We start from the raw sequence: 21,468 nt of genomic DNA on the forward strand, positions 1-21,468 counted from the left end.
TTCCGGAACAAACGAAGTAATTACTGATCCATCACGGCTGGCCCAGGGTCACTCACCGGACAACCACTTCCACGGCATCTTTTAGGATGCTTAGCCGAGCAGAAACTCGGGAGAGCTGCTGAGATACAGCGCCTGGGGAAATGCCAAGCTTCTCTGCAATTTTCCGGTGAGTCAGCCCCTCCTTCAGAACGAGTGTCGCGATTATTTCGCTTTTCGCCGTGATCAGCCGCTTTCGCACCCCGAGATCAAGTGCAGCCAACGCGATGGCGCAGCTCTCTTCAAAAGAAAATTGGTTCGCACGCGACCAGAAATGCTCGGTTGATCCGATATCGCTAGCATCAACATCCGGGCAAAGTATCGCAACTTCTCTGCATCTCTCCCGAGCGAGTCGGCGAGTGGCATAGCCAATGCAGATTCTCGCCGAGACCCTGAGATGCCCTGCGATCGCCTCGATATTGCCTTCTGCGGTGGCGGCTTTCAAACGTTTGTTTCTCATGAGAAACTTGCCGAGCAACATCAGGCAAGCCTCCGGAGCTACATCTCTTTCCATCCCCGCAAGCAGCCCATGTATCGGCGGAAGCGAGGCCTCGCATACTTCAAAAAGCAATGCAGCGAACGACTCCGAGTTCCCCCATTCCCCCATTCCCCCGTTCTTGAAGCTGCAAGCCAGGCTTCAGCCAGATTTTGGTATGATGATATAGTTTTCACACCAGACCCGATTCTTTCCCGCAGGCGAAACGCGCGGCGAAAGCCGCCGATTTGTCCGAGAATCCGTCCGGAGAAAAATTCAGCAGTCTCAGCGAAGAAACTCACCTACCCGGATGCACCGGGTAAGTTTCTTTTAGCCATCGGGCCTGCGAGTCACACTCTGATACGAGACCGCATTCAGGCCCAGACCGCCGAGCGAGCCGCACGGAATTATCTTACTATGCCACCTGATTGCGTCCAATCCTGCACCCGTAGAAGCCATAAAAGGCGACGTATGCAAAGGCCAGCGCTGGCACGATGAAGGAATATTGAATCCCCACATGATCCGCCATGGCCCCCTGCAGGGGAGGCAGTATCGCTCCTCCCGATATTCCCATGATCAGGAGCGACGAAGCCTGGCTTTTCAGGGCGCCAAGGCCCTCGATCGCGAGAGAGAAGATGTTTGACCACATGATGGAACAAAACAGGCCGACCGAAAGGACGCACCATTTTGCCAACTCTCCCGATCCCAGCATCGCGACGACCAACAGCCCGATAATCACGATGGCGAAAAGGGCCAGCATCCGCCGGGCGTTCCTGGCGGAGATCAAAAATGCGCAAAGGAGCCCGAGGAGAAAAATGCAAAAATGCAGGGCAACTGCGATCCCCGCGGCCAGGGCAACCACGCTCAACGCCAGGAGCGGGACGCTAACCATGAGGATCTGCCTCGTCCGGCTGCTGAGCTCGCTCAGAGCGGCCGCCCCCATGAACCGCCCGATCATCAGCCCGCCCCAGTAGAATGCGAGAAAGCGGGTCGCCGCCTCGCTGGAGATGCCGCCCAGCCCGGGTGTGCCGAGGAAGTTGACGATCGCGCTGCCCACCGCCACCTCGCCACCGACGTACATGAAGATCGCCAGCATCCCGAGCACGGTGTGGGGCACCTTCAGCGCTCCGAGGCCGCGCGAGATCGTGTCCGTGCTTTTGAACTCCGGCAATCTGGCGCACTTGAAGAAAATCGCCAGCAGCACAAAGACTGCCGAAAAGCAGAGATACGGGATCCTGGTGGATTCCGCGCCATGCTGATTCGGATGAGTGAATACATTAAATATCAACCATCCGCCGATGATCGGACCAATGGTCGTTCCGAAGGAATTCACGCCCTGCGACAGATTCAGCCTGCTGGAAGCCGTTCTTTCCGGACCGAGGATGGCCACATAGGGATTTGCCGCGATCTGCAGAAGCGCGAAGCCCAGCCCGACGATAAAGAGGGCGAAAAGGAAGAACGGGTAGGATCGCAGCGACGCCGCCGGGTAGAAAAGAGCGCTCCCCAGCGCCGCGAGTAAAAGGCCCACGATCACGCCGCATTTGTATCCTATGCGGTTGATCGGATCTCCAAACGCTACAGAAATGACATAATAGGCCAGCGACCCGACGGTGTACGCCCCGAAAAAGGCAAACTGCACCAGCATCGCCTGAAAATAGGAAAGCTCAAAGGCCTCCTTAAAGCGGGGGATAAGAAGATCATTCCATACGGTCATGAACCCCCACATGAAAAACAGTGTCGTCATGACCGCAAACGGGCCGACGAGGAAGGGACGCTCTGCCGCCTTATCCGAGGAGGGATTTACGAGAGGAATTGCCATACATTTATCTTGGAAACGCCGCCGCCCCGCCGCTGGCCCGGGGAATCTCGCCGGGGGAAACGTCCCGGTTGAATTCCAGGAGGCGGAGCCTCGCCGACAAGCGGACAGTCGCGAAAAGAGGGTATGAATATCGCGGGGCGGGAAATTATTTCTGCGGGATGAGTCTTAACAGGACGACCCCATGCGAGGCGACGGAGGTTTCGAATTTCCCTTCAAAGACACCGAGGTCCTTTTGACGCCAGAGATCGCGGACAAGCAGCTTTCCCTGGGGCAGCGGAATATCCACAAACTGCACGGCTACGGGCTGCTCCTCTTTGCCGAGATTAAAGAGGCCCACCGCCACGGAGCCATCCTCGAGCGGCTTTGCGTAAACCACCCGGTCACCTTCGTTGCGAATCTGCACGGCTTGACGCCCGAGGGGGTCCTGATTGATGTCGAGGACCTCATCGTTCGTAAGCAGACCGAGGGTAAAATCGTCCGCCTGCGCGAGATCGCATCCGATCAAGAGGGGCGCGGAAAGCAGGCACCAGAGCGAGACCTCGGTGTACTGTTCGTCGGGAGTGAGCTTGGTCAGATGCAGCTTTGGCCCCCAGCCTACGTGACCCACCACCAGCATGTCCGGGTCATTCCAGTGCCCGGGGCCGGCGTACCCCGCCCAGCGGTCCTGCGAAAAGCCGATCTTCACGAGGCTCTCCCAGTTGTCCTGGATATCGACCGTCGTGCGCCAGGCTTTGGCGTAATGCGCTAGTTCCGGCGCACTCCCATAGGGTGCGTTATTGGAAAGACTGTAAAAGATGTCGCGCCCGCTCCGGCGCAACGCATCCGACATCTCCTTCACATGCGGGATATCGTTGGGCACCCAGTCGTATTTCAGATAGTCGATCCCCCACTCCGCCCATTGAGCCACGTCTTTATCCACGAAGGAATATGCGCCGTGCTTTCGAATGGCTTTCCGCCTTCCGTCGTACTGCGCCGGGTCTCTGGAAATGCGGTAAAACTCATTGTGATCGCCTTCCTTCACCCAATCGTAAGTGCCATCCGGGTTATCCGAATACCCGCCGATGTGGCCTTCATAGCTAATGATCCAGGGTGTGGAGTAGATGCCAAACTTGAGCCCCATCTTGTGAATTTCATCCCCGAGCGCCTTCATGTCGGGAAATTTCGAGTTGGGCTGGATGGCGTTATGAGGCCCTCCGCGTACACCCTGCCAGCCGTCGTCGATATTGATGTAGGTCCAGCCGTGATCACGCAGCCCCTTGGCGACCATGGCCCGTGCGGAACTCAGCACCTTTTCCTGGCTCACCTCACCGCCCCAGCAGTTCCAGCTATTCCATCCCATCGGCGGGGTCAGCGCAATCCTGTCACCCACGACGATGCGAAATGGTTTCTCGACCGAGCCGAGATCGTTGCTGGCGCGCAGAACGACCTTCACTTCGCCGGGCTGCGTCAGCTTTCCGGAGATCAATCCCGTCGCCGGGTCCAGCTTCACCCCATCCGGCAGCCCATCAGCGGAGAAGGTGATCGGTCGCTTTCCGGTGGCGGGAATGGCGTAGAGAAACGGCGAGCCGGGACGCACTCCGAAGATCTTCGGCCCGTTGATCCTCGGCTTATCCGAAACGGGAGGGGTTAAGATGAGCGCCTTCGATGAAGCGGGGGTTTGTCCATGGAGGAGGCCATAGCTTAAGGAAACCAGGGCAATCGTGACAAGGATGCGGAATTTCACGGGAAAGTAATACGAGAGGGGGTTGGGAAAAAACTGAACGACCTTCAGGTTTGGGCCAATCTCAAATCAATGCACCGCGTTGCGTACTGACTCGTCCAGTCGTGGCGTCATTGACGATGAGGACGATGAACTGCTCACTCCTGCCCCCATTTGCCGGGGGAATCTCCCATGACAAAATCCAGGCGTCCTCCCTTCGCGATATCACTGTGTCTGATCCGGGCGGACCGCAGAGGGGTTCCGTTCAGAGACGCACTTTGAATGTAGATATTCCTGGGCCCGACGTTTTCCGCCGAGATCACGAGCTTCTTTCCATCGGGTAGCCGCCAGGTGGTCTTTGGCACGCTCGGGCCATGTAAATAATAGATATCCTGCCCGGCTATGGGAAAGAATCCGGAAACCAGAAAGAGATACATCGAGCTCATCGCCCCCTGGTCATCGTCGCCCGGGAGTTCATCGGCCTTGTACCGCTTCTTGAATACATCGGCCCAGTACGACGAAAGATCCGGGCGTCCCGCCGCGGCGAAGAGCCAGGGCGTCATGAAGGAGGGCTCATTGCTGAAGTCGATCAGGCCCGACCTGAAGGCAAACTCCAGGCGCTCGACGAATTTTTCCCTGCCGCCCATCGTAGAGATCAACTCATCCATGGCAAACGTCGGCGCGTAGGCCATCTCCCAGCTCGTGGCTTCGTAGAAATCCACGTTGTAGTTTTTCCTCAACCCTGCGGCGGTAAACTCGCTATCGCTCTTGCGGCTGCGTGGGAACCCCGTATAGCCGGTGTCCCCGGCCTTCTGGTCCCAGACGTTCTTCCAATTCTCCGCCCGCTTCCGATACCGCTCGGCGTCGGCCGTTTCACCCAGACCCGCCGCCACCTCGGAAACGCTGAAGTCGTTGATGGCGAACCCCAGGGTGCCGGAACCCGATTTCATCCGGTGGCAGTACGGCGCCGTCTCACCCTCGGGGACATAGCCCAGACGGCGATAGGACTCCATGCGACCGCTCACATCGGCATGGTGTTTCAGCAGGGCATACGCGGCCTGCCAGTCGACACCCGGCACCTTTTTGACAAAAGCATCCGCGATGACGTTATCCACCTCGTCGCCGCCCTGCCCGGTGCGATACTCCACCCCGGCCACGAAGGCCGGAGCGACATAGCCATCCGTATTATGTTTATGACGCGCTATGAAGGAATTAACGACCCCGCGGGATGTCTGAGGGTCAATGATATTGAGCAGGGGGAAGAGCGTCTTCCAGCTATCCCACAGCGTGTAGTGATCGTCCCAATACGGCTCGCTGGTGTCCCAATGATCGCCGGTACGATCGCGGGGCTGCACAAAGGAATGCCACAATGCGGTGTAGAATTTCCGCTGCTCCGCGCTCGATGCCCCCTGCACCTCGATCGCGCCGAGCTTCTCCACCCATGCTGCCCGGGCCTGATCATCCAGCGGCTTCATCTCCCAGGAGGGAATCTCCTCCTCCAGCCACTTCCGCGCCTGATCCACCGACTTGAAGGAGACCGCGATCCGGACGGATATTGACTCGTCCTTCGTTGTCTGGAATCCGAAATAGCCTCCCAATGGCTTGCCATCGCTGGAGGCCTGAGACACGCCTGCCTTGATCGCGTCGCCCACGGTCACCCCGCTGCGAGCGGGCTTCCGGCTGAACTGGGCATGGAAGTAAATCTTGTGCAACCCCGGCACCCAGTTTCCGTCAAAGTCCCCTCCTCCGCTCATCGTGGCCTTTTCCGGATCGATGACGATGGAGCCATTGCGCAGGGCCGTGCCGCCGCCGACTTTGCGAGCGACATCGAGGAGGATATTTGCGTCCTCCGACGCCGGGAAGGTGAACTTGTACAGGGCGCTGTGATAGGACGGGACGACCGCACAGTCGATGCCGTACCTGGAGAGCCGGACATCATAGCGATAGGCTTTTGCCACCTCCCCTTCCTTGGCGGAAGCATGATCGGCCTCCCTGACCTGCAAACCGATCTGCGGCGAAAGGAGGAATTGTCCATACGAGGCGATGCCGCCGGTGCCCTGGGTATGCAATTGGGAAAACCCGACGATGTGCTCCTTTCTGTTATAGCCGCTCGGCTTCGGCGCCAGAGTATCCGGACTCGGATAGATCGAGGCGTGCGGCAGACAGGGGCCGGGCATGCAGGAACCAACTCCCGTGCCGATCGTGGGATCGACCAGGTCGACCGGAGCGACGTCAGCTCCCCCTCCGTCCCCGAGAGGTGCAGCCAATGCGGCCTGTGAGGCAAACGCGTACATACAAGCCCCGAAAATCCGGCGGCAATATCGTGTGGGAGGCATTTTCTCGATCATATCACAATCCCTGTCTCTGAAATATCATTTATAAGCACATCCGATGCTCCAGCCCGGAGAGGCCGCTCGTGGTTGCGAATCGGTGATCCCATCCTGGTCACGGGAGAGATGCTGGCAGGCACCGCGCGGACAGCGATTGAGCACTTTTCATTTCCAGAATGAGGCTCACTTAGCTCTCTGGGGTGCCGCACATCATAGTCACCCCGTCGCGGGAGAAAACCGATTCATCATGCACCTCGTTGCTCGCAGGTAGCGTTTATGCCGCTGACTTTGCGGGATTCCATGGCGGGCCTATCAAAAAAAGAACGGCCCCGGGGCTGAATGCCACCGGGGCCGTAAGGTCTGCCAGTCTGATGCCTTAGCCTAGCTGCGGCGGCGCAGGAAGATCGTGCAGCAGAGGCCAGCCGCCACGAGTGTCCAGGTGGCCGGTTCCGGGACGGCGGTGAAGGTCAGCGACGAACCCGTCAGGTTGAACGTGCCTTCCTGACCGGTGGTCGAGAAGTCGCTTGCGCTGAAGCCCGAGCTGGAGCCGAACGTGATCAGCGTATAAGTCTGGCCATAGGAAAAGCCCCCCGAGAAGTCGAAGGTGTACGCACCGCTGCCCACCTTGGTCAGTGCGCCGGTCAGCGCCAGAAGGTCGGAGGTGTTATCCGTCGCGCTCAGGTTGAACACCATGCTCGCGCCGCCATTCCATGCCAGGGACGCTGCCGACAGCGTGCCGATGCCGCCATTGCCGGGGCTGATCGAGCCCGCCGTGAGGGTGATGTTCGAGGCCAGGCCGGAACCTGCCAGCCTGGCGCTCGCACCGTTTACCTTGACGCTGCTGCTGCTCGCGATGTTCCCTCCCGAAGCCAGCAACAAGGTACCGGATGAAATGGTGGTCGCGCCCGTATAGGTGCTATGGCCGCCGAGCGTGAGAGTGCCGGTGCCGATCTTGGTCAGCGATCCCGATCCAGTCAGCGCGCCATCATAGGTCGTGTCGCTATTGTTATTGCCCACACTCAGAGCGACTGCCGCGGAACTGGTGGCGATATTCTGAAGGCTCAGATCGCGAGTACCGGAGAGGCCGCCCACGGTGGCCGAGGTGATCGTGGTGGCGCTGGTTACGCCGAATCCCACGGTGCCCGTATCGCCGGAGGCGAGATTCAGCGTGCTATTCTGGAGAGCGAGCGAGTTCGTTCCCGAGGCAGCACCGAGCAGCAGGGAGCCTTTGTAGACGCGAGTCTGTCCGGTGAACGTATTGTTGCCGGTGAGTTTCACGATACCGGCGGTATCGGTGCTCACTCCGGAATATTTTACGTTTCCATTAATCTGAAGATTTCCCGAGCCGGAGACAACCCCGCCGAGAACAACCCCAGCGGTGTCCGCCGTCGTCATCTGGCTAACAACCGTGAGATCCTGATTCAATGTAATCGCTCCCCCGAAATTCTGGGTACCTGTCGTCAGAGTCGAGCCAAGAACCGTCGTTCCGCCTGTGCCGGAAGCAACCGTGATAGCCTGTCCCACGCTCGCCACGGTCCGTGATGTCACAAACGAGACACTTCCACCACCTGTGCTTCCCAGCGTAATCCCACTCGCACTGCCGAAGGCAGTCGTCGAGGTCCAAGTCAGGGCTCCGGAGGCCAGAGTAATGGCACCCGTATAGCTTCCCTTGCCGGTGGTGCCACCTTGAAAGGCAACCATTCCGTAGTTGAGATCATTAAGAGCGTTATTCACCGTTATGCTCTTCGTACCAACGAGCCTTTGGTTGATCTGAATGGCATAGCTATCACCAGAAGCACTAGCTGTGCTATTGGCATTGGATTGCTTGATCACGAGATCGTCATCCAAAAACATGGCACCTCCAGCATTTTGAAGTACGATTCGGCTTCCAGCCGCAGTCGATGCGTTTTCGATCGTGGCCACTCCTGCGCCGGAACCATCCTGATCGAAGCGCCAATCGTATGGGACGGGAGGGGTGCCGCTAAGTTGTGACAATGACACAGTCAGTACCGTACTTGTCGAACCCGTGAGGGAAAGCGTTCCCAGGGTCACAGAGGACAAATCCTGTGTGATCGTAACTGAGGCTCCTCCATTTCGAGAAGCGACCGCGCCGACGCCATTAGGAGCAGTCCCGGTGTTCCAGTTCGTTCCGAGGCTCCAGTTCCCGCTTCCAGCCGTGTAGAGATCTGCATACAGCGGTACAGTAGCGGGCAAGAGCAGCGTGGAAACCGCGGCTAATAGTTTGTAGGGAAAGACGGTGGTTTTCATGGGAGTACTTTGAATCGGTGATGAGATTTCCTATCTCGTCCCCCTGATCTCAAACCCTTTTGAGCGCACCCCGTTGCACCACGCGCAAAATTGCCGAAAACCCTCAAAATCGGGGCTCATTGACACCGGAGCCACCGAGGGACCGAGCCCGCGATTCCTGGCCGAAACCGGGGCTTGAACCCTCCGTTGCCAAGGTGACGATGATGCCGCCTTCTTCCCGGACGAGGAATATTAACCGCCGGAACAGCGCCTTTAAACAACACCCGGGATTCTGATTTTCAGCGCCTCAGAGTTGGCAAACAAGAGTTGCAAAAATCCGGGATGCAGCGGTTTTTCAGAATCCGGCGCGCCTAGGCAGGCATGGGAGGCACATAGCCATCCTTGCCGCCATGGCGGTGCCATTCGCGCAGGACGATGAGCATGGGAGGGATGGCGCAAAGCGCAATCAACACGGTCCAGAGAAACGCGACGCGGTAATTGCTGTGGAGAAAATCCATGAGCAGGCCCATGAGGAGATTTCCCACGATCAGCGCGCCGCAGCCGAAGACATTCAGACCGCTGGAAAACTGCCCGAACTTCTCCGAAGGAAAGAGTTTCATCGCACTCGCTCTCTGGCAGAGGCCCCAGGCGACCATCGGCATCGCCGAGGTCACAGAGAAGATGAAAAAGCTCATCCAGCCGCCAACGAAGAAAAAAGCTGAGAGATTTGCGACCACGATAAGCGCCATCGCAGACACCGCCACATGCATGGGCGAAAAGCGGTCGCAGAGCCAGCCGATAGGATAGAAAAAGACCAAGGATATGCCGGAGGTCCAGGCAAACAAGTGGCCGAGCTGTCCCATATCGAACCCGAGGCTCTCCCGGGCAAACAGTGTGATGAAGTTGTTCGCACAGGCCGTGGCAGCGATCATCAAAAGGCAGGCGATGAAGAAGCAGCGATAGATCCGGAGCTGGAGACACTCGCGGAAGTAGAGGACAAAGGTCCGCCCGAGTCCCGGCGCATCCTCCTGCCGGACCGGCGGCGGGTACTCTCCCTCCCGGACCTTGCGACACATCAGAAAGAAAGCGATGAGGTAAAAGATGCCGACGGTCAGAAAAATCGTCTGTCGATTCTCCAGCAGGTGCGGAAAGACAAACCAGAGAAATAGGGTTCCGCTGATTGCGGTCACCATACTGAACCACGCCAGAAAACGCGACATCACACTCAACGGCACGACGTCGCGGATCAGCCAGTTATAGCCATTCACGAGCACCATGTTGAAGAAGTGAAATCCCACCACCAGCACGCACAGGAGGCCCAGCGTCAGGTTTTCCGGCGTGAGGGTGGAGGGCAGCATATGGTGCAGACTCGAGTGGAGCAGCCGCCCGAGATCGGGCGCAAAACCGACGCCGATCAACGCCGCGACGGTGAGAGGGGCAAACACATAAAGGAGCGGGATACGACGGCCGACCGGCGTGCGCAGGTTGTCACACCAGCGGCTGATGACCGGGAGGAAAAGGACATTGACCAATCCCGCAAAGCTGCCGGTCATGATGCCGATCAGGGTATTTGAGGCATTGAGCTCCTTGAGGAAGATCGGCATGAACCGCGCAAAGATCGCCTCAAAGAACTGGAAGGCAAAATCCCCCCAGAGCAGCCAGAGCGACAGAACGAGCAGCCCGTTCTTTGAGTAGACCAAAGTCCCGGCTCGATACAGGCCGTCAGCGGGTGCGGGCGGAACGGTGGACGGAGGAGCTTGCATCGGTATCGACTCGTACCCGCCGCGATCCTTCAGTTCCCCGCCGCCTCGGGAAAGGCGCTGCCCATGATCCGGGCGGTGGGAGCCCAGAGCTCGACATAGGGAATGTAGTAGCCGGGATTTTCCATTTTGGCGTCCCACGTCTTGCCATCGGGATTTTTCACCGCGAGGGTCGGGAATCCCGAGGCCCGCGTGCGGTCGTAATAGATGGCCCAGGTCATCCAGCCGATGCGATCGAAGGCAAACAGGGCGAGCATGCCGGCCTGCGTCTCCCGGTGAACCCGCTCGGGCTTGCCGCCGCCGCCAAACTCCGTACACATGACGGGCACATTGTATTTGGCCTGAAAGTCCCGCAGGTGCTGCTGCACCTTCCAGGGGGCGTCATCCTGAGGGTAATCGTGAAAGGAAAAGACGGCGTTGTTGTACGGCTCGTCGATCTTGTTGGCGACATCGCGCCAGGTCGCCTCCAGCGCCCTCGCATGACTCCAGTGGTGCGAACCCACCATGACGATGTGCTTCTGGTCGACCTTGCGAATGGCCTCGATGCACTTGCGATACCATTTCTGCGCGGTCTCCGGGCTGCACACGGGTTCGTTGCATAGCTCGTAGGCGAGGATGTAGGGTTCGTCTTTGTAGTGCTCCGCCACCTCGACCCAGCGCTGCACCCATCTCTGAAACTTCTCCTCGGTCCATCCGTCGGATTTCTGCTCGCCTCGGGCGGTTTCCTCATTGATCTCGTTTTTGAAGTAATTGTGATCATCGAGGATGACATAGAGCTGATGGCGTTTGGCCGCAGTGAGCACGGGATCAATGAATGCCGTGATGTCCTCAAAGGTCAGCGGCTTGTCAGGCGCTCCATTGAAGTTCAAGGTGTAGAAGGCCAGACGCAAGGTATTCAGGCCCATGGATTGCGCATAGGCCGCCACCTCCTCGTCGTATCCTCTCAGGAGGACATTTTTCCCATATCCTGCACCGACGGGGTAAAAGGGCCGCACACCTCCTTTGCTAAGTGGCGACGTGACGATATCCCGCCCCTTGACGGACAGCCAGACATGGCTGGTGTCCTTGAGAAAACCAAAGACCTCCCGGGGAATGGACTGGTCCTGGATCGATCCGCCTCCATTAACCAGGGCTTGCAGAGTGCTCGACTTACCCGGCGCCACAGGAGGATTTTCCCACACATAGCTGTACGCACCATTTACCGCATGGACCTGCCGAGTCTCCGCCTTACCGGAAGCGTCGGTGATCTTCAGATCGACCACCGCATCAGGTGCTGCGGTCTTTCCCTGAATCTCGAGTTTGATCGTGTTGTCAGATTCTGCGTTGCGAATTTCCACCGAGACGTTCCGCATGCGCACCAGGGAGACTTTTCCTAATTCGAACGCTCCTTTGGAGGTGCCGAAAATCTGGAAGCGCTCCAGAAGATCCTCGGAGGTAATATCCGGCGTCCCATCCTCGCTCCTGATGCGCTTCGTCCACTCCGCAGTCGGAGAGTCCTTGGCATTCAGCACGGTCATTTTATGGAACGGGAGGCGAATACGCTTCCAGCCATCTTCGAGACTTTCCGCTGCCGAAGCGGGAACGGTCTGCGACCTCACGGTTTTCTGGGTTTCCGGCTTCACGTACATGCTCAGGGTCTGAAGCACGACATAGAAGCCGTCGGGCGCCGACTGCCCGGCGACAGGCCGGAAGACGATATCCACAAACAGAGCGGGATCGCTGAGATAGGGAAGCGGGTCGAGCCGCAGGGGACCGAGCATGCACCGGGCCGACATCCCGCCATCCGGCTGGGTGAAAGTCACACTGATGGCCCGCGTGGCCGGGTCTGTCCTGACCTCGCCGCCCTTCATCTTCGAGTTCATCGTGAAGCGCCCCTTCTCGAAAAGAACTCTCTCATCGGACGCCACCCCGGGAGCGGCGGTCTGCCCGACAGCCTGGAGCGATGATAAACAAACCGCGGCAAAAACAAGTTGGGTGAGGCGGGGAAACTTCATGAAGTCAAATATTGGAAGAGTTTAGTCTTTGAGAGAACCGTATCGCCCAGGCACGAGAGACCCATCGGCATTGCTCAAAGCATTGCCGACACATGTCTCAAAACTGCCTGACGCGTCTGCGCTACCTGGCCTCGGAAATACGAAGCCCGTTCAGGAAAGGTGCGCTATCCTTGTTAGTCACCTTGATGAGTACTTTTCCCTTCGCATCAGCCTGCACACCGAGCGTCGCCTGATACTGATCCAGAGGAGTCGAGTTCGTAATTTCCACCTCGCCATTCCACTCCGCCTCCGCCATGTCCGCAGGCTCACCGGTGGTGATATCCGTGAACTGCTCGTGTCCCGAGGCGGTCTTGCTGAAAGCGAAGAAATCGACATTATATTTCTTCCCCGACCTCAGGCCCGTGATCGTTATGAAGAGGGGTTTTTTGTCTACACTAATAATGTTATCCCCATAAAGAGCGACCGCACCTCCATCGGTCGCTTCGGAAGCTTCTTTCGAGGCCCGGGCGGTCATGCGTCCGGTGTCCTCCTCCGACTTGCCCGTCGTGATGGTCACGGTGACCGGGCCGGAGTAAAACGAATCATTGACCGGATACGAGACAGCGATCGGCCCCATGACCTCGGCGACCGTGACATCGAAAGGCTGAAAACCCGCCGCGGTCGCCGATGGCGTGCGGCCCCCGGCATTGAAATCTACAGAGAGTAAAGGGTCCGCGGCGGACAGACTGCCGAGACTCATAAGAACAGCGAGGAAGGGGAACAGAAATTTCATGGCGATAAGTTGATCAAGTGATCACGGCGGAGTCTATCCCATCGCTCGGGCAGATCAAACACCGTAACGCGCACCCCGTTGCGTCCGAGCAACGAGGTGCGTTCCCGGTACATTGTGTTTTCAGAGGGCTTCTGGCACTCCTCGGGCCTCATCGGGAAACACCCGGTCCTGCATCATGGCCCCTGCTAAACGAACCGCTACATCCTCCTTTGCCTCGCGTGTCCGCGAGGTCCGCTCCGCTCACGAAAAACTGCTCCGCCGTCGCAATCCCGTCGACTTTTCCTGGGACAACGGCGTGTACGAGCGTTTCCAGAATCCCGTGCTCACCGCTGCCCACGCGCCCATCGAATGGCGGTATGATTTTGATCGAGCGACGAATCCCTTTTTCATGGAGCGCCTCGGGATCAATGCCACGCTGAACCCCGGCGCGTTTCTCTGGAAGGGCAAGGTCTGCCTCGTCGTGCGGGTGGAGGGGTATGATCGCAAGAGCTTCTTTGCCATCGCGGAATCGCCCAATGGCATTGACCAGTTCCGCTTCTGTCCGGAGCCGCTCGATCTGCCGGAGGTCAAGCCGGAGACGAATGTCTATGACATGCGCATTACCTTTCACGAGGATGGCTGGATCTATGGCGTGTTTTGCTCCGAGTCGCGCGCGAAGAAAGCCGCTGCCGCCGACCTGTCCTCGGCGGATGCCCAGGCGGGCATGGTGCGGACGAGGGATTTTAAAAAGTGGGAGCGGCTTCCCAACCTGAAGACTCCGTCGAGCCAGCAGCGCAATGTCGTGCTGCACCCGGAGTTTGTGAAAGGTCAGTACGCTTTCTACACCCGCCCGATGGATGGCTTCATCGATGTGGGCTCGGGCGGCGGCATCGGCTGGACGCTCTGCCGCGACATCACCTCGGGCAAGACCGGCAAGGAGGAGATCATCGACGAACGCGCCTATCATACGATCAAGGAGGTGAAGAACGGCCAGGGACCGCCGCCACTGAAGACGAGGCACGGCTGGCTCCACCTCGCCCACGGCGTGCGCGGTTGCGCCTCGGGCTTGCGCTATGTGCTCTATGCCTTCATGACCTCGCTGGACGATCCGAAGAAGATCATCGCGCAGCCCGGCGGGCATTTCCTCGCCCCGTACGAGGGCGAGCGCATCGGCGATGTCTCCAATGTCACCTTCACCAATGGCTGGGTCGAGTTGCCCGACGGCACGGTGCTCATCTACTACGGCGGCTCCGACACGCGCTGCTATGTGGCGCGCACCACGGTGGACAAACTCGTCGACTGGTGCCTGAACACCCCGGAGGACGGCCTGACCACGCGCCGTTGCCTCGATCAGCGGCTCGCCCTCATCCGGCGCAACCAGCAGATCCTCGCGGGAAAGAAATAGCGCTTTTCCCTCATGATCATCGGAACGCAGCTCGTCAAAAAAGTCCGCCGCATGGTGGATACCTATGCGCATCTGATCTTTGAACAGATGCGCGTGCTGCCGGTGCAGGCGCTGGAAACCCGGGAGCACCTGCGCAGCGTGCCCGATGCCCAGGCGGGATGGCGGGAGGTCGAGCCGGGCTTCCTCTGGGGAAAAGCCTGGGAGTCCGCATGGTTCCGCAGCAGCCTGCACATCGACGACTCGCTCGCCGGTGAAACTCTCTACCTCCGCGCGTGCACGGGTGCGCTCGAAACCCTCCTGTGGGTCAACGGCGAACCGCGGGGCATCTACAATCACCCGGTCGAGGCCGCCGCGCTCGGAGGGCATCACACCCTGCTGCTGACTGCTCCGCGAGAGATGGGCGCGACGGTCGAGATCGCCCTGGAGAGCTACGCCGGACATCCGATCCCCGGCACGCAGCCCTTTGCCCTGGAGAACAAACGCCGCCAGGGGATCAAGGAACCGACCTTCCAGCGGACCTATGAATCCCTCACTGTGATGAAGCGTCGCGATAAGGTGAAGGATTTCGTCTTCGATCTCCTCGCGCTCTGCCAGCTTTGGGAGCGCCTGCCGGAGGAAAGTTTCCGCCGGGGCGCGGTGGCGCGGGGATTGGCGGCGATCTTTGACCTGGCGCCTCAGTTCCCCGATGAACAGGCTGTCGGCGACTGGCTGCCGGCATTAAGCCAGGCGCGTGAAACCATGCGCCCGCTGCTGGAGGCGCGCAATGGCTCCTCAGCTCCGAGCGCCGCGCTCATCGGCCATTCGCACATGGATACCGCGTGGCTGTGGCCCATCGACGAAACGATCCGCAAATGCGCCCGCACGTATTCCAATGCCCTTTCGCTCATGGAGCAGTACCCCGAGTACAGCTTCATCCAGAGCACGCCGCTGCATGCGGAGTGGATGCGGCAATACTACCCGGCGATCTTTGAAAAGATCGTCCAACGCGTCGCCGAGGGGCGCTGGGAGCCAAATGGCGGCATGTGGATCGAGTGCGACTGCAACCTGACGGGCGGCGAGTCCATGATCCGCCAGTTCCTCAAGGGGCAGGCCTTCACCCGGCAGCACTTCAACTATCGCGCCGACACCTTCTGGCTGCCGGATACCTTTGGCTACAGCGCCGCCATCCCGCAAATCCTGCACGGCTGCGGCATCCGCTATTTCCTGACGACCAAGCTCACCTGGAACGAGTCCAATACCTTCCCCTACGACACCTTCTGGTGGCACGGCCTCGACGGGTCTCGCGTATTGACTCATTTCAACGACATTCACTGCTGGCCCGACCCGGCGACGCTGATCAACAAGATCGAGGGCGGCGGGCCAAAGGATTTCCGCTCGGTGGAAAATTACGTCCTGCACAAGGATGTCAACGACCGTCGCCTGATCTCCTACGGCTTCGGCGATGGCGGCGGCGGGCCGCAGTTCGAAATGATCGAGATGGCCCGGCGCTGTGTCGACCTGGAGGGTTGTCCGAAAGCTGGGCACACCACGGTCAGTCAATTCATGACGGAGCTGGAGGCGACATCCCGCAACGTGCCGGCCTACCACGGTGAATTGTACTTCGAGGGACATCGCGGCTCGCTCACCCAGATGGCCGCGATCAAGCGGAGCAACCGCAAGGCGGAGCTCGCCCTCCGCGACGCGGAGTTTCTCGCGACATTGGCCGGACTCCGCGCCCTCCCCTCGCCCCGGCAGGAGATCGCCGCGCTCTACGACACACTGCTCATCAATCAATTTCACGACATCCTGCCCGGCACCTCGATTCCCGAGGTCCATACCCGGGCCATCCGCGAACTGACCGAGGTCGTCGCCGGAGCCGAGAGCGTCTGCACCACCTTGCTCGGGCATCCCGAGGGGGATGCCGTCACGGTATGGAATACGCTGAGCTGGGAGCGCTCCGGGGTCCTGACTCTTCCCGATCCCGGCCAGGGCCTGATTCCTGCCGATGGCTCGCTGCGCTGCCAGCGTGTCACGGATCTGCAAAACCGCCCGCTCCTCCTGGTCGAAGGCTGGAGCGTGCCTGCACTGAGCGGCTCGACGCTTTCCCTCACCCCTGGCGTCTCCACCTCAGGCTCCGCCTTCCGGTGGACATCCCCCATCCTGGAAACTCCTCTGCTGCGGGTCGAGTTTGATGAGGCGGGATTCCTCCGATCGCTCCGCGACCGGAAGGCAGACCGCGAGATTTCCGCCCACGGTCTTGCGCTGAATACCTTCCTCTGCGGCGAGGACGTCCCGGAATCGTGGGACAACTGGAACATCGATGCCGACCAGCGCCGAAAGATGGCGCCCCAGCGGGAGTTGATCTCGCGGGCGGTCGTGGCCGACGGGATGCTGCAATTCCGCCTCCGGAGCACCTATCGCATCGGGAAGCAGTCAACACTCCGGCAGGACGTGATCTTCTTTGCGGATTCCACCCGCATCGAGTTTGAAACCGAGGTCGACTGGCAGGAGCGCCACCAGCTTTTGAAAGTCGCGTTTCCCGTGAATATCGTCGCCTCGTCGGCCCGCCACGAGATTCAGTTTGGCCATATCGAGCGAACCACGCGTCCGCGAAATTCCTACGAGCAGGCGATGTTCGAAGTCTGCAATCACAAGTGGTCCGATGTCTCGGAGAGCCGCTATGGGGTCGCGCTCCTGAATGATGGCAAGTACGGCGTTTCGGTCGAGGGCGCGGAGATACGGCTCACTCTACTCAAAAGCGGCTGCCTGCCGGACCCCAGGGCCGACCACGGCCTGCATCGGTTCACCTATGCACTCGTGCCGCATGCAGGGGGCTTCCGCGCGGACAGCGTCGTTCGTCCCGCCTACGAGCTGAATGTTCCGCTGCGGATCGGAGGCGCAGCGGACGTGAGCGCCGGGCCTCTTCTGGAGGTCGAAGATTCCAACATCATCGTGGAAGCCGTCAAGCCCGCCGAGGATGGAAATGGCTTTATCGTGCGTCTCTATGAGTGCGAACGAGCCTCCGGCCAAACGGCCATCCGGTTTTCAAGACAACCCGCCGAGGTGCTGCGCACCAACATGCTGGAGGAGGCTATAGGCACGCTTTCTTCAGAAAATTGCTTAATAGCGCTGCCCTATCGGGCTTTCGAGATCATCACCCTTCGTGTCCTTATGCATCAACAGGCAACGTCGGTCTCCGACTGACGGCACGAGACGTGATTGCCCGCCCCGTCGATTCTTCTGATCGACGTTCGTGCTCCTTAACGAATCAGCGTCGCAGTGTGGCAGTCAGATCAAATCACACTTTAGCAACGAGGTGCGTAACGCCCTTATTGTGGGAGAGACGTCCTCTTTCGAAACTTACGGTTGCCAGCCGCAGCCGCACTTATGAATCTCTCCGACGCCTCCCCTTCCCAGACTCAACGCGAGCACGATCTACCCAGGAGCCTGCCGGGCCGGTGGATTCTGTGTGATCGCGCCCGAGTGGAAAGCACTGAGGACTCGGTGATCATCGCCGGAGGGTTTTTCCGCCAGACGGAGACACACGGCGATGGGGAGTTGCGGTTCATCCTAAGAGCCCCCGAGGGAGCGGCAGAGGTGCAGGCGTGGGTGGGCTTTCGCTGCCGCGACCGGCACTCGCGCTATACCGTGGCTCTGCGGGGTGGAAATAATAACCACCTCCATCTGGCCCGACTCGCCCCCGATGGCGGAGCAAGATTTCTGGGAATCGCGCCGCTCGATTTCGCCCCGGTCGTCGGCAAGTGGTATGAGCTCCGCGTGGTGCTGGACGGATTGCGCATCCAGGTCTATCTCGATGGCGAGGAAAGCCCGCGCCTCGATGTGGTGGATGATGACAAAGGCTGGACCTGCGGCTCAGCCGTACTCGGCGGCGGATATCTCCCCACGGAAATCACACACTTCTCGATCAAGCCAGGAGTCAAGGCCAGGGCGATGGCCGCTGCCCCCAAGGCGACAAACAGGCTGACGCCGGGATTCCGCCACGCGGACTATCACCCGCTCACGGTCAGCTCGCTCCATTCCGTCCGCGAGGAAATCTCGCTGGATGGATATTGGCTCTTCCGCCCCGTCAAGCCCGGCAGTTCGCTGGAGGAAGCCCGCGCCGTTTCCTGTGATGAAACGAACTGGCACACCATCGATGTCCCGAATCTCTGGACGCCCTTTCTCTCCTGGTTGCACGGCGAAACCACCTTTCACGAACTCGAAGGCGTGTCGTCCAGCAAAGGGATCAATGACAAGGTGTGGCTGGAGGAGATGGCTCGCGTGGAGGGTTACGGGTTCGATTGGAAGACAACCCAGGAAGCCTGGTATCGTCACCACCTGGTGCTGCCGGAAGACATCGCCGGACGGCGCTTTGAGTTGCGATTCGGCGCGGTGGCCAAGAGCTGCGCGGTGTGGATCAATGGCTGCTTCGCGGGTTCCCACGTCGGCATGTTTGGAGAGGTCCGGATCGACGCCAGCACGCACCTGCACGCGGGCGAGAATGTCATCGCGGTGCAGGTCCTGCGCAACCCGGAGAATCTTTCCGTCAAGGACGACCGCATCGTGGGCATCGCAGAGTCCGTCGAGGTGACGGTCGACATGACGTCTTCGCTGCCCAAGGACATCATCTGTCACGATCCCGCCGGCATCTGGCAGCCGGTGACGCTGATCGTGACGCGCGATATCAAGGTCAGCGAGGTCTTCGTCCAGCCCGCCCTCGACACCGCTCGCATCGCGGTCTCCCTGGATGTCCCGGAGGAAATCGCGACGGGCCTGCTGCGCGTGAGTTACGCCGTACGCCATCTCGAGACCGGAGACATCCTGATCATGGACGACTCTGTCGCCGAGGCCAGTGCGGCCGAGCTGGCGACTTTGGAATTCGATCTCCCGACCGTGTCCCCGCTGCACTGGCATCCGGATGCGCCGCATCTCTACGAGGTGGAAATCCAGCTGCACCGAGACGGGGAGATGCTCGATCATCACACGACGACCTTCGGCTTTCGCACCTTTGAAACACGGGGCAACCGCTTTTACCTAAACGGACAACCGTACTGGCTGCGCGGGGCGAATCACTTCCCGCACGGGCTGCGTCCCAACGACCGCGAGGTGGCCCGAAACTTTATCGCGCTGGCCCGCGAGGGAAACATCCGCACCACGCGCTTTCACGTCGCCCCGCTGACCAAGGCCTGGGCCGAGGAGGCCGACCGCCAGGGGCTGCTGGTTTCATTCGAGGGCATCTGGCCGTGGCTCATGCTCAACGGCGCTCCGCCGAGCCCGGCGCTGCTCGATGCCTGGTACGATGACTTTTCCTCGCTGGTTCGCAAATATCGCAACCACCCGTCCCTCATCCTCTGGACGATCAACAACGAGATGAAGTTTTATCTCTTCGACAAGACGGACAAGGCAATGCTCCGGCGGAAATGGGAGATCGTCACCCGCATGATCCAGACCGTGCGGCAGCTCGATCCCTCGCGGCCCATCGTGGCAGACTCCGGCTATGTCCGCCGCCAGTACCAGGAGGGCTACGACACCGTGGTCAGGCCGGGCGGCTTTGACGATGGCGATGTCGATGACGTGCACCAGTACTACAGCTGGTATCACCCGTCCTACACGACGGCGTGCCATGGGGAGTTTGCCGAGGGAATTGCCTCACCCGATCGCCCCTTCATCAGCCAGGAGCTCTCGTCCGGTTACGCGCGCAATGACGACGGTCTGCCCGTGCGCTTCTATCTCTACAAGCACGGCACGCCCCTCGCCCTCATCGGCGATCTGGCGTACGAGCACAATGATCCCGCGCATTTCCTCAACCGGCTGGCCTTTACGACCAAGGAGACGATCGAGGCGATCCGCCGCACGAATCGCGACCTGGCGGCGGGTGCGCTGAACTTCTCCTACCTCACCTGGTTCAAAGACGTTCACACCACCTCGCCCGCACCATGGGCGCCGTACCACGCGCTGAAGCTCGCCCTTCAGCCTGTGCTGGTCAGCGTGGAACTTGCCGGGCTGCATTTCTTCTGCGGGGACACGCTTCGCCGCACGGTCGTCCTGATCAACGATGCCGCCGACGCCTCCGACCTCGCCGCTGGCACCCTCATCTGGGAGATCGTCGATCCATCCGGACGCGTACTCTCGACGGGAACGCAGGCGACCCCGCGAATGGACTATTACTCCAACACCCGCATCCCCGTGGATTTCGTCATGCCGCGCAGTGTCGAGGGTCGTTGCGAGGCCGACCTGCGCCTGCGTCTCGTGATCGATGGCCGCACGGTGACGGAAAATCGCTACGGCATTCTGGTGGCCACCCGCCAGTGGGCCGCGCTATCGCTGGCTGGTCGAAAGTCTCCGGCTGACCACATGGGATGGACGCCTCATCGGGACTCGACGGTTTCCCCGGGCGCCACTCCCTACCTGATCGTTCGCGGAGATGACGAGGGCGTCGCGCAGCATCTCCCCGCCTTGCGCTCCTATGTCGAGCGAGGCGGTCGCCTGCTCTTCCTGAATGCCGGGAAGCTCCTTCCCATCATGCTGCCGGGCATCGTGAAATCCTACCGGAAGGTGCGCGGTGAGATCGTCCATGCCTTCCTGCCGGAGTCTCCGGTCTTTGATGGCATCGAGAGCCGCGACCTCGCCTGGTTTTACTCGGATGGCTCAACGCCCGCGCTCGCCTGCGAAGGCGTCTTCCGGCTGGATCGGGATCATCCGAGAACAACGATCCTCGCGCAGTTCTGCGATTATCATAACTATTTGAACAACCCCGAGGACATCATGGAATACACCGGCACTCCGCTCTGGGAATGCCAGCTCGGGTCAGGGCTCATCGTCGCGAGCGAGATGAATCCCGCCGCGGTGGCCAACGACCCGATCGCCGCCCGCCTCGAGGCCAACCTCTTCGCCTATATTGCGGACGTGGGGAATGTGGAACAGCGTCACACCACGCAAGAGGGAACCGTGACGACCTGATTCCGCGCGCCTC

At 59.9% G+C, this 21,468-nt stretch carries 11 protein-coding genes; 3 read left to right on the top strand and 8 right to left on the bottom strand.

Features of this window, described 5'->3' with window-relative positions; genetic code table 11:
• Positions 1 to 52: 52 nt before the first annotated feature.
• The 8 genes from TSACC_RS00070 to TSACC_RS00105 all read right to left on the bottom strand — a co-directional run bounded on the left by TSACC_RS00070 (position 53) and on the right by TSACC_RS00105 (position 13,132).
• Positions 53 to 517, bottom strand: coding sequence for a sigma factor-like helix-turn-helix DNA-binding protein (locus tag TSACC_RS00070; protein WP_169809483.1), 465 nt, complete (start codon positions 515 to 517; stop codon positions 53 to 55).
• 409 nt (positions 518 to 926) lie between these two features.
• Entirely contained in the window at positions 927 to 2,330 is a 1,404-nt protein-coding gene (locus TSACC_RS00075) for a sugar MFS transporter (RefSeq protein ID WP_075077366.1), read from the bottom strand.
• Positions 2,331 to 2,475: 145 nt separating this feature from the next.
• The gene (locus tag TSACC_RS00080) at positions 2,476 to 4,053 is read right to left on the bottom strand and encodes a putative Ig domain-containing protein (RefSeq protein WP_101927803.1); all 1,578 of its coding nucleotides are present in this window, start codon (positions 4,051 to 4,053) and stop codon (positions 2,476 to 2,478) included.
• A 134-nt stretch (positions 4,054 to 4,187) separates the two neighbouring features.
• Positions 4,188 to 6,323 carry a GH92 family glycosyl hydrolase gene (locus TSACC_RS00085; protein WP_075077367.1) on the bottom strand — a complete coding sequence of 712 codons (2,136 nt, stop codon included), beginning with the start codon at positions 6,321 to 6,323 and terminating at the stop codon, positions 4,188 to 4,190.
• Positions 6,324 to 6,740: 417 nt separating this feature from the next.
• Entirely contained in the window at positions 6,741 to 8,627 is a 1,887-nt protein-coding gene (locus TSACC_RS00090; protein ID WP_075077368.1) for a beta strand repeat-containing protein, read from the bottom strand.
• Positions 8,628 to 8,977: 350 nt separating this feature from the next.
• Positions 8,978 to 10,369 (bottom strand): MFS transporter, encoded by a 1,392-nt coding sequence (locus TSACC_RS00095; protein ID WP_075077369.1) that lies wholly within the window; start codon positions 10,367 to 10,369, stop codon positions 8,978 to 8,980.
• A 29-nt stretch (positions 10,370 to 10,398) separates the two neighbouring features.
• Positions 10,399 to 12,360, bottom strand: a complete 1,962-nt coding sequence (locus TSACC_RS00100; RefSeq protein WP_075077370.1) for a glycoside hydrolase family 5 protein — start codon at positions 12,358 to 12,360, stop codon at positions 10,399 to 10,401.
• A 121-nt stretch (positions 12,361 to 12,481) separates the two neighbouring features.
• A complete protein-coding gene (locus TSACC_RS00105; protein ID WP_075077371.1) occupies positions 12,482 to 13,132 on the bottom strand; it encodes a hypothetical protein in 651 nt (216 codons plus the stop codon).
• A 175-nt stretch (positions 13,133 to 13,307) separates the two neighbouring features.
• Between TSACC_RS00105 and TSACC_RS00110 the strand changes: the two genes are divergently transcribed.
• From TSACC_RS00110 to TSACC_RS00120, 3 genes are all read left to right on the top strand, one after another.
• Positions 13,308 to 14,516, top strand: coding sequence for a glycoside hydrolase family 130 protein (locus tag TSACC_RS00110; protein ID WP_075077372.1), 1,209 nt, complete (start codon positions 13,308 to 13,310; stop codon positions 14,514 to 14,516).
• A 12-nt stretch (positions 14,517 to 14,528) separates the two neighbouring features.
• Positions 14,529 to 17,699, top strand: coding sequence for an alpha-mannosidase (locus tag TSACC_RS00115; protein ID WP_075077373.1), 3,171 nt, complete (start codon positions 14,529 to 14,531; stop codon positions 17,697 to 17,699).
• A gap of 183 nt (positions 17,700 to 17,882) precedes the next feature.
• Positions 17,883 to 21,455: a glycoside hydrolase family 2 gene (locus TSACC_RS00120; protein ID WP_075077374.1), complete on the top strand. Its 3,573-nt coding sequence runs from the start codon at positions 17,883 to 17,885 to the stop codon at positions 21,453 to 21,455.
• Positions 21,456 to 21,468 lie beyond the last annotated feature (13 nt).

It is taken from the genome of Terrimicrobium sacchariphilum (assembly GCF_001613545.1).
GTDB lineage: Bacteria > Verrucomicrobiota > Verrucomicrobiia > Chthoniobacterales > Terrimicrobiaceae > Terrimicrobium > Terrimicrobium sacchariphilum.

Bases quoted from the DNA above. Each gene is read 5' to 3' on its own strand.
- TSACC_RS00085 (WP_075077367.1), bottom strand. From the start codon at position 6,323: ATGTACGCGTTTGCCTCACAGGCCGCATTGGCTGCACCTCTCGGGGAC.
- TSACC_RS00095 (WP_075077369.1), bottom strand. From the start codon at position 10,369: ATGCAAGCTCCTCCGTCCACCGTTCCGCCCGCACCCGCTGACGGCCTG.
- TSACC_RS00115 (WP_075077373.1), top strand. From the start codon at position 14,529: ATGATCATCGGAACGCAGCTCGTCAAAAAAGTCCGCCGCATGGTGGAT.
- TSACC_RS00075 (WP_075077366.1), bottom strand. From the start codon at position 2,330: ATGGCAATTCCTCTCGTAAATCCCTCCTCGGATAAGGCGGCAGAGCGT.
- TSACC_RS00090 (WP_075077368.1), bottom strand. From the start codon at position 8,627: ATGAAAACCACCGTCTTTCCCTACAAACTATTAGCCGCGGTTTCCACG.
- TSACC_RS00100 (WP_075077370.1), bottom strand. From the start codon at position 12,360: ATGAAGTTTCCCCGCCTCACCCAACTTGTTTTTGCCGCGGTTTGTTTA.
- TSACC_RS00070 (WP_169809483.1), bottom strand. From the start codon at position 517: ATGTTGCTCGGCAAGTTTCTCATGAGAAACAAACGTTTGAAAGCCGCC.
- TSACC_RS00120 (WP_075077374.1), top strand. From the start codon at position 17,883: ATGAATCTCTCCGACGCCTCCCCTTCCCAGACTCAACGCGAGCACGAT.
- TSACC_RS00105 (WP_075077371.1), bottom strand. From the start codon at position 13,132: ATGAAATTTCTGTTCCCCTTCCTCGCTGTTCTTATGAGTCTCGGCAGT.
- TSACC_RS00110 (WP_075077372.1), top strand. From the start codon at position 13,308: ATGGCCCCTGCTAAACGAACCGCTACATCCTCCTTTGCCTCGCGTGTC.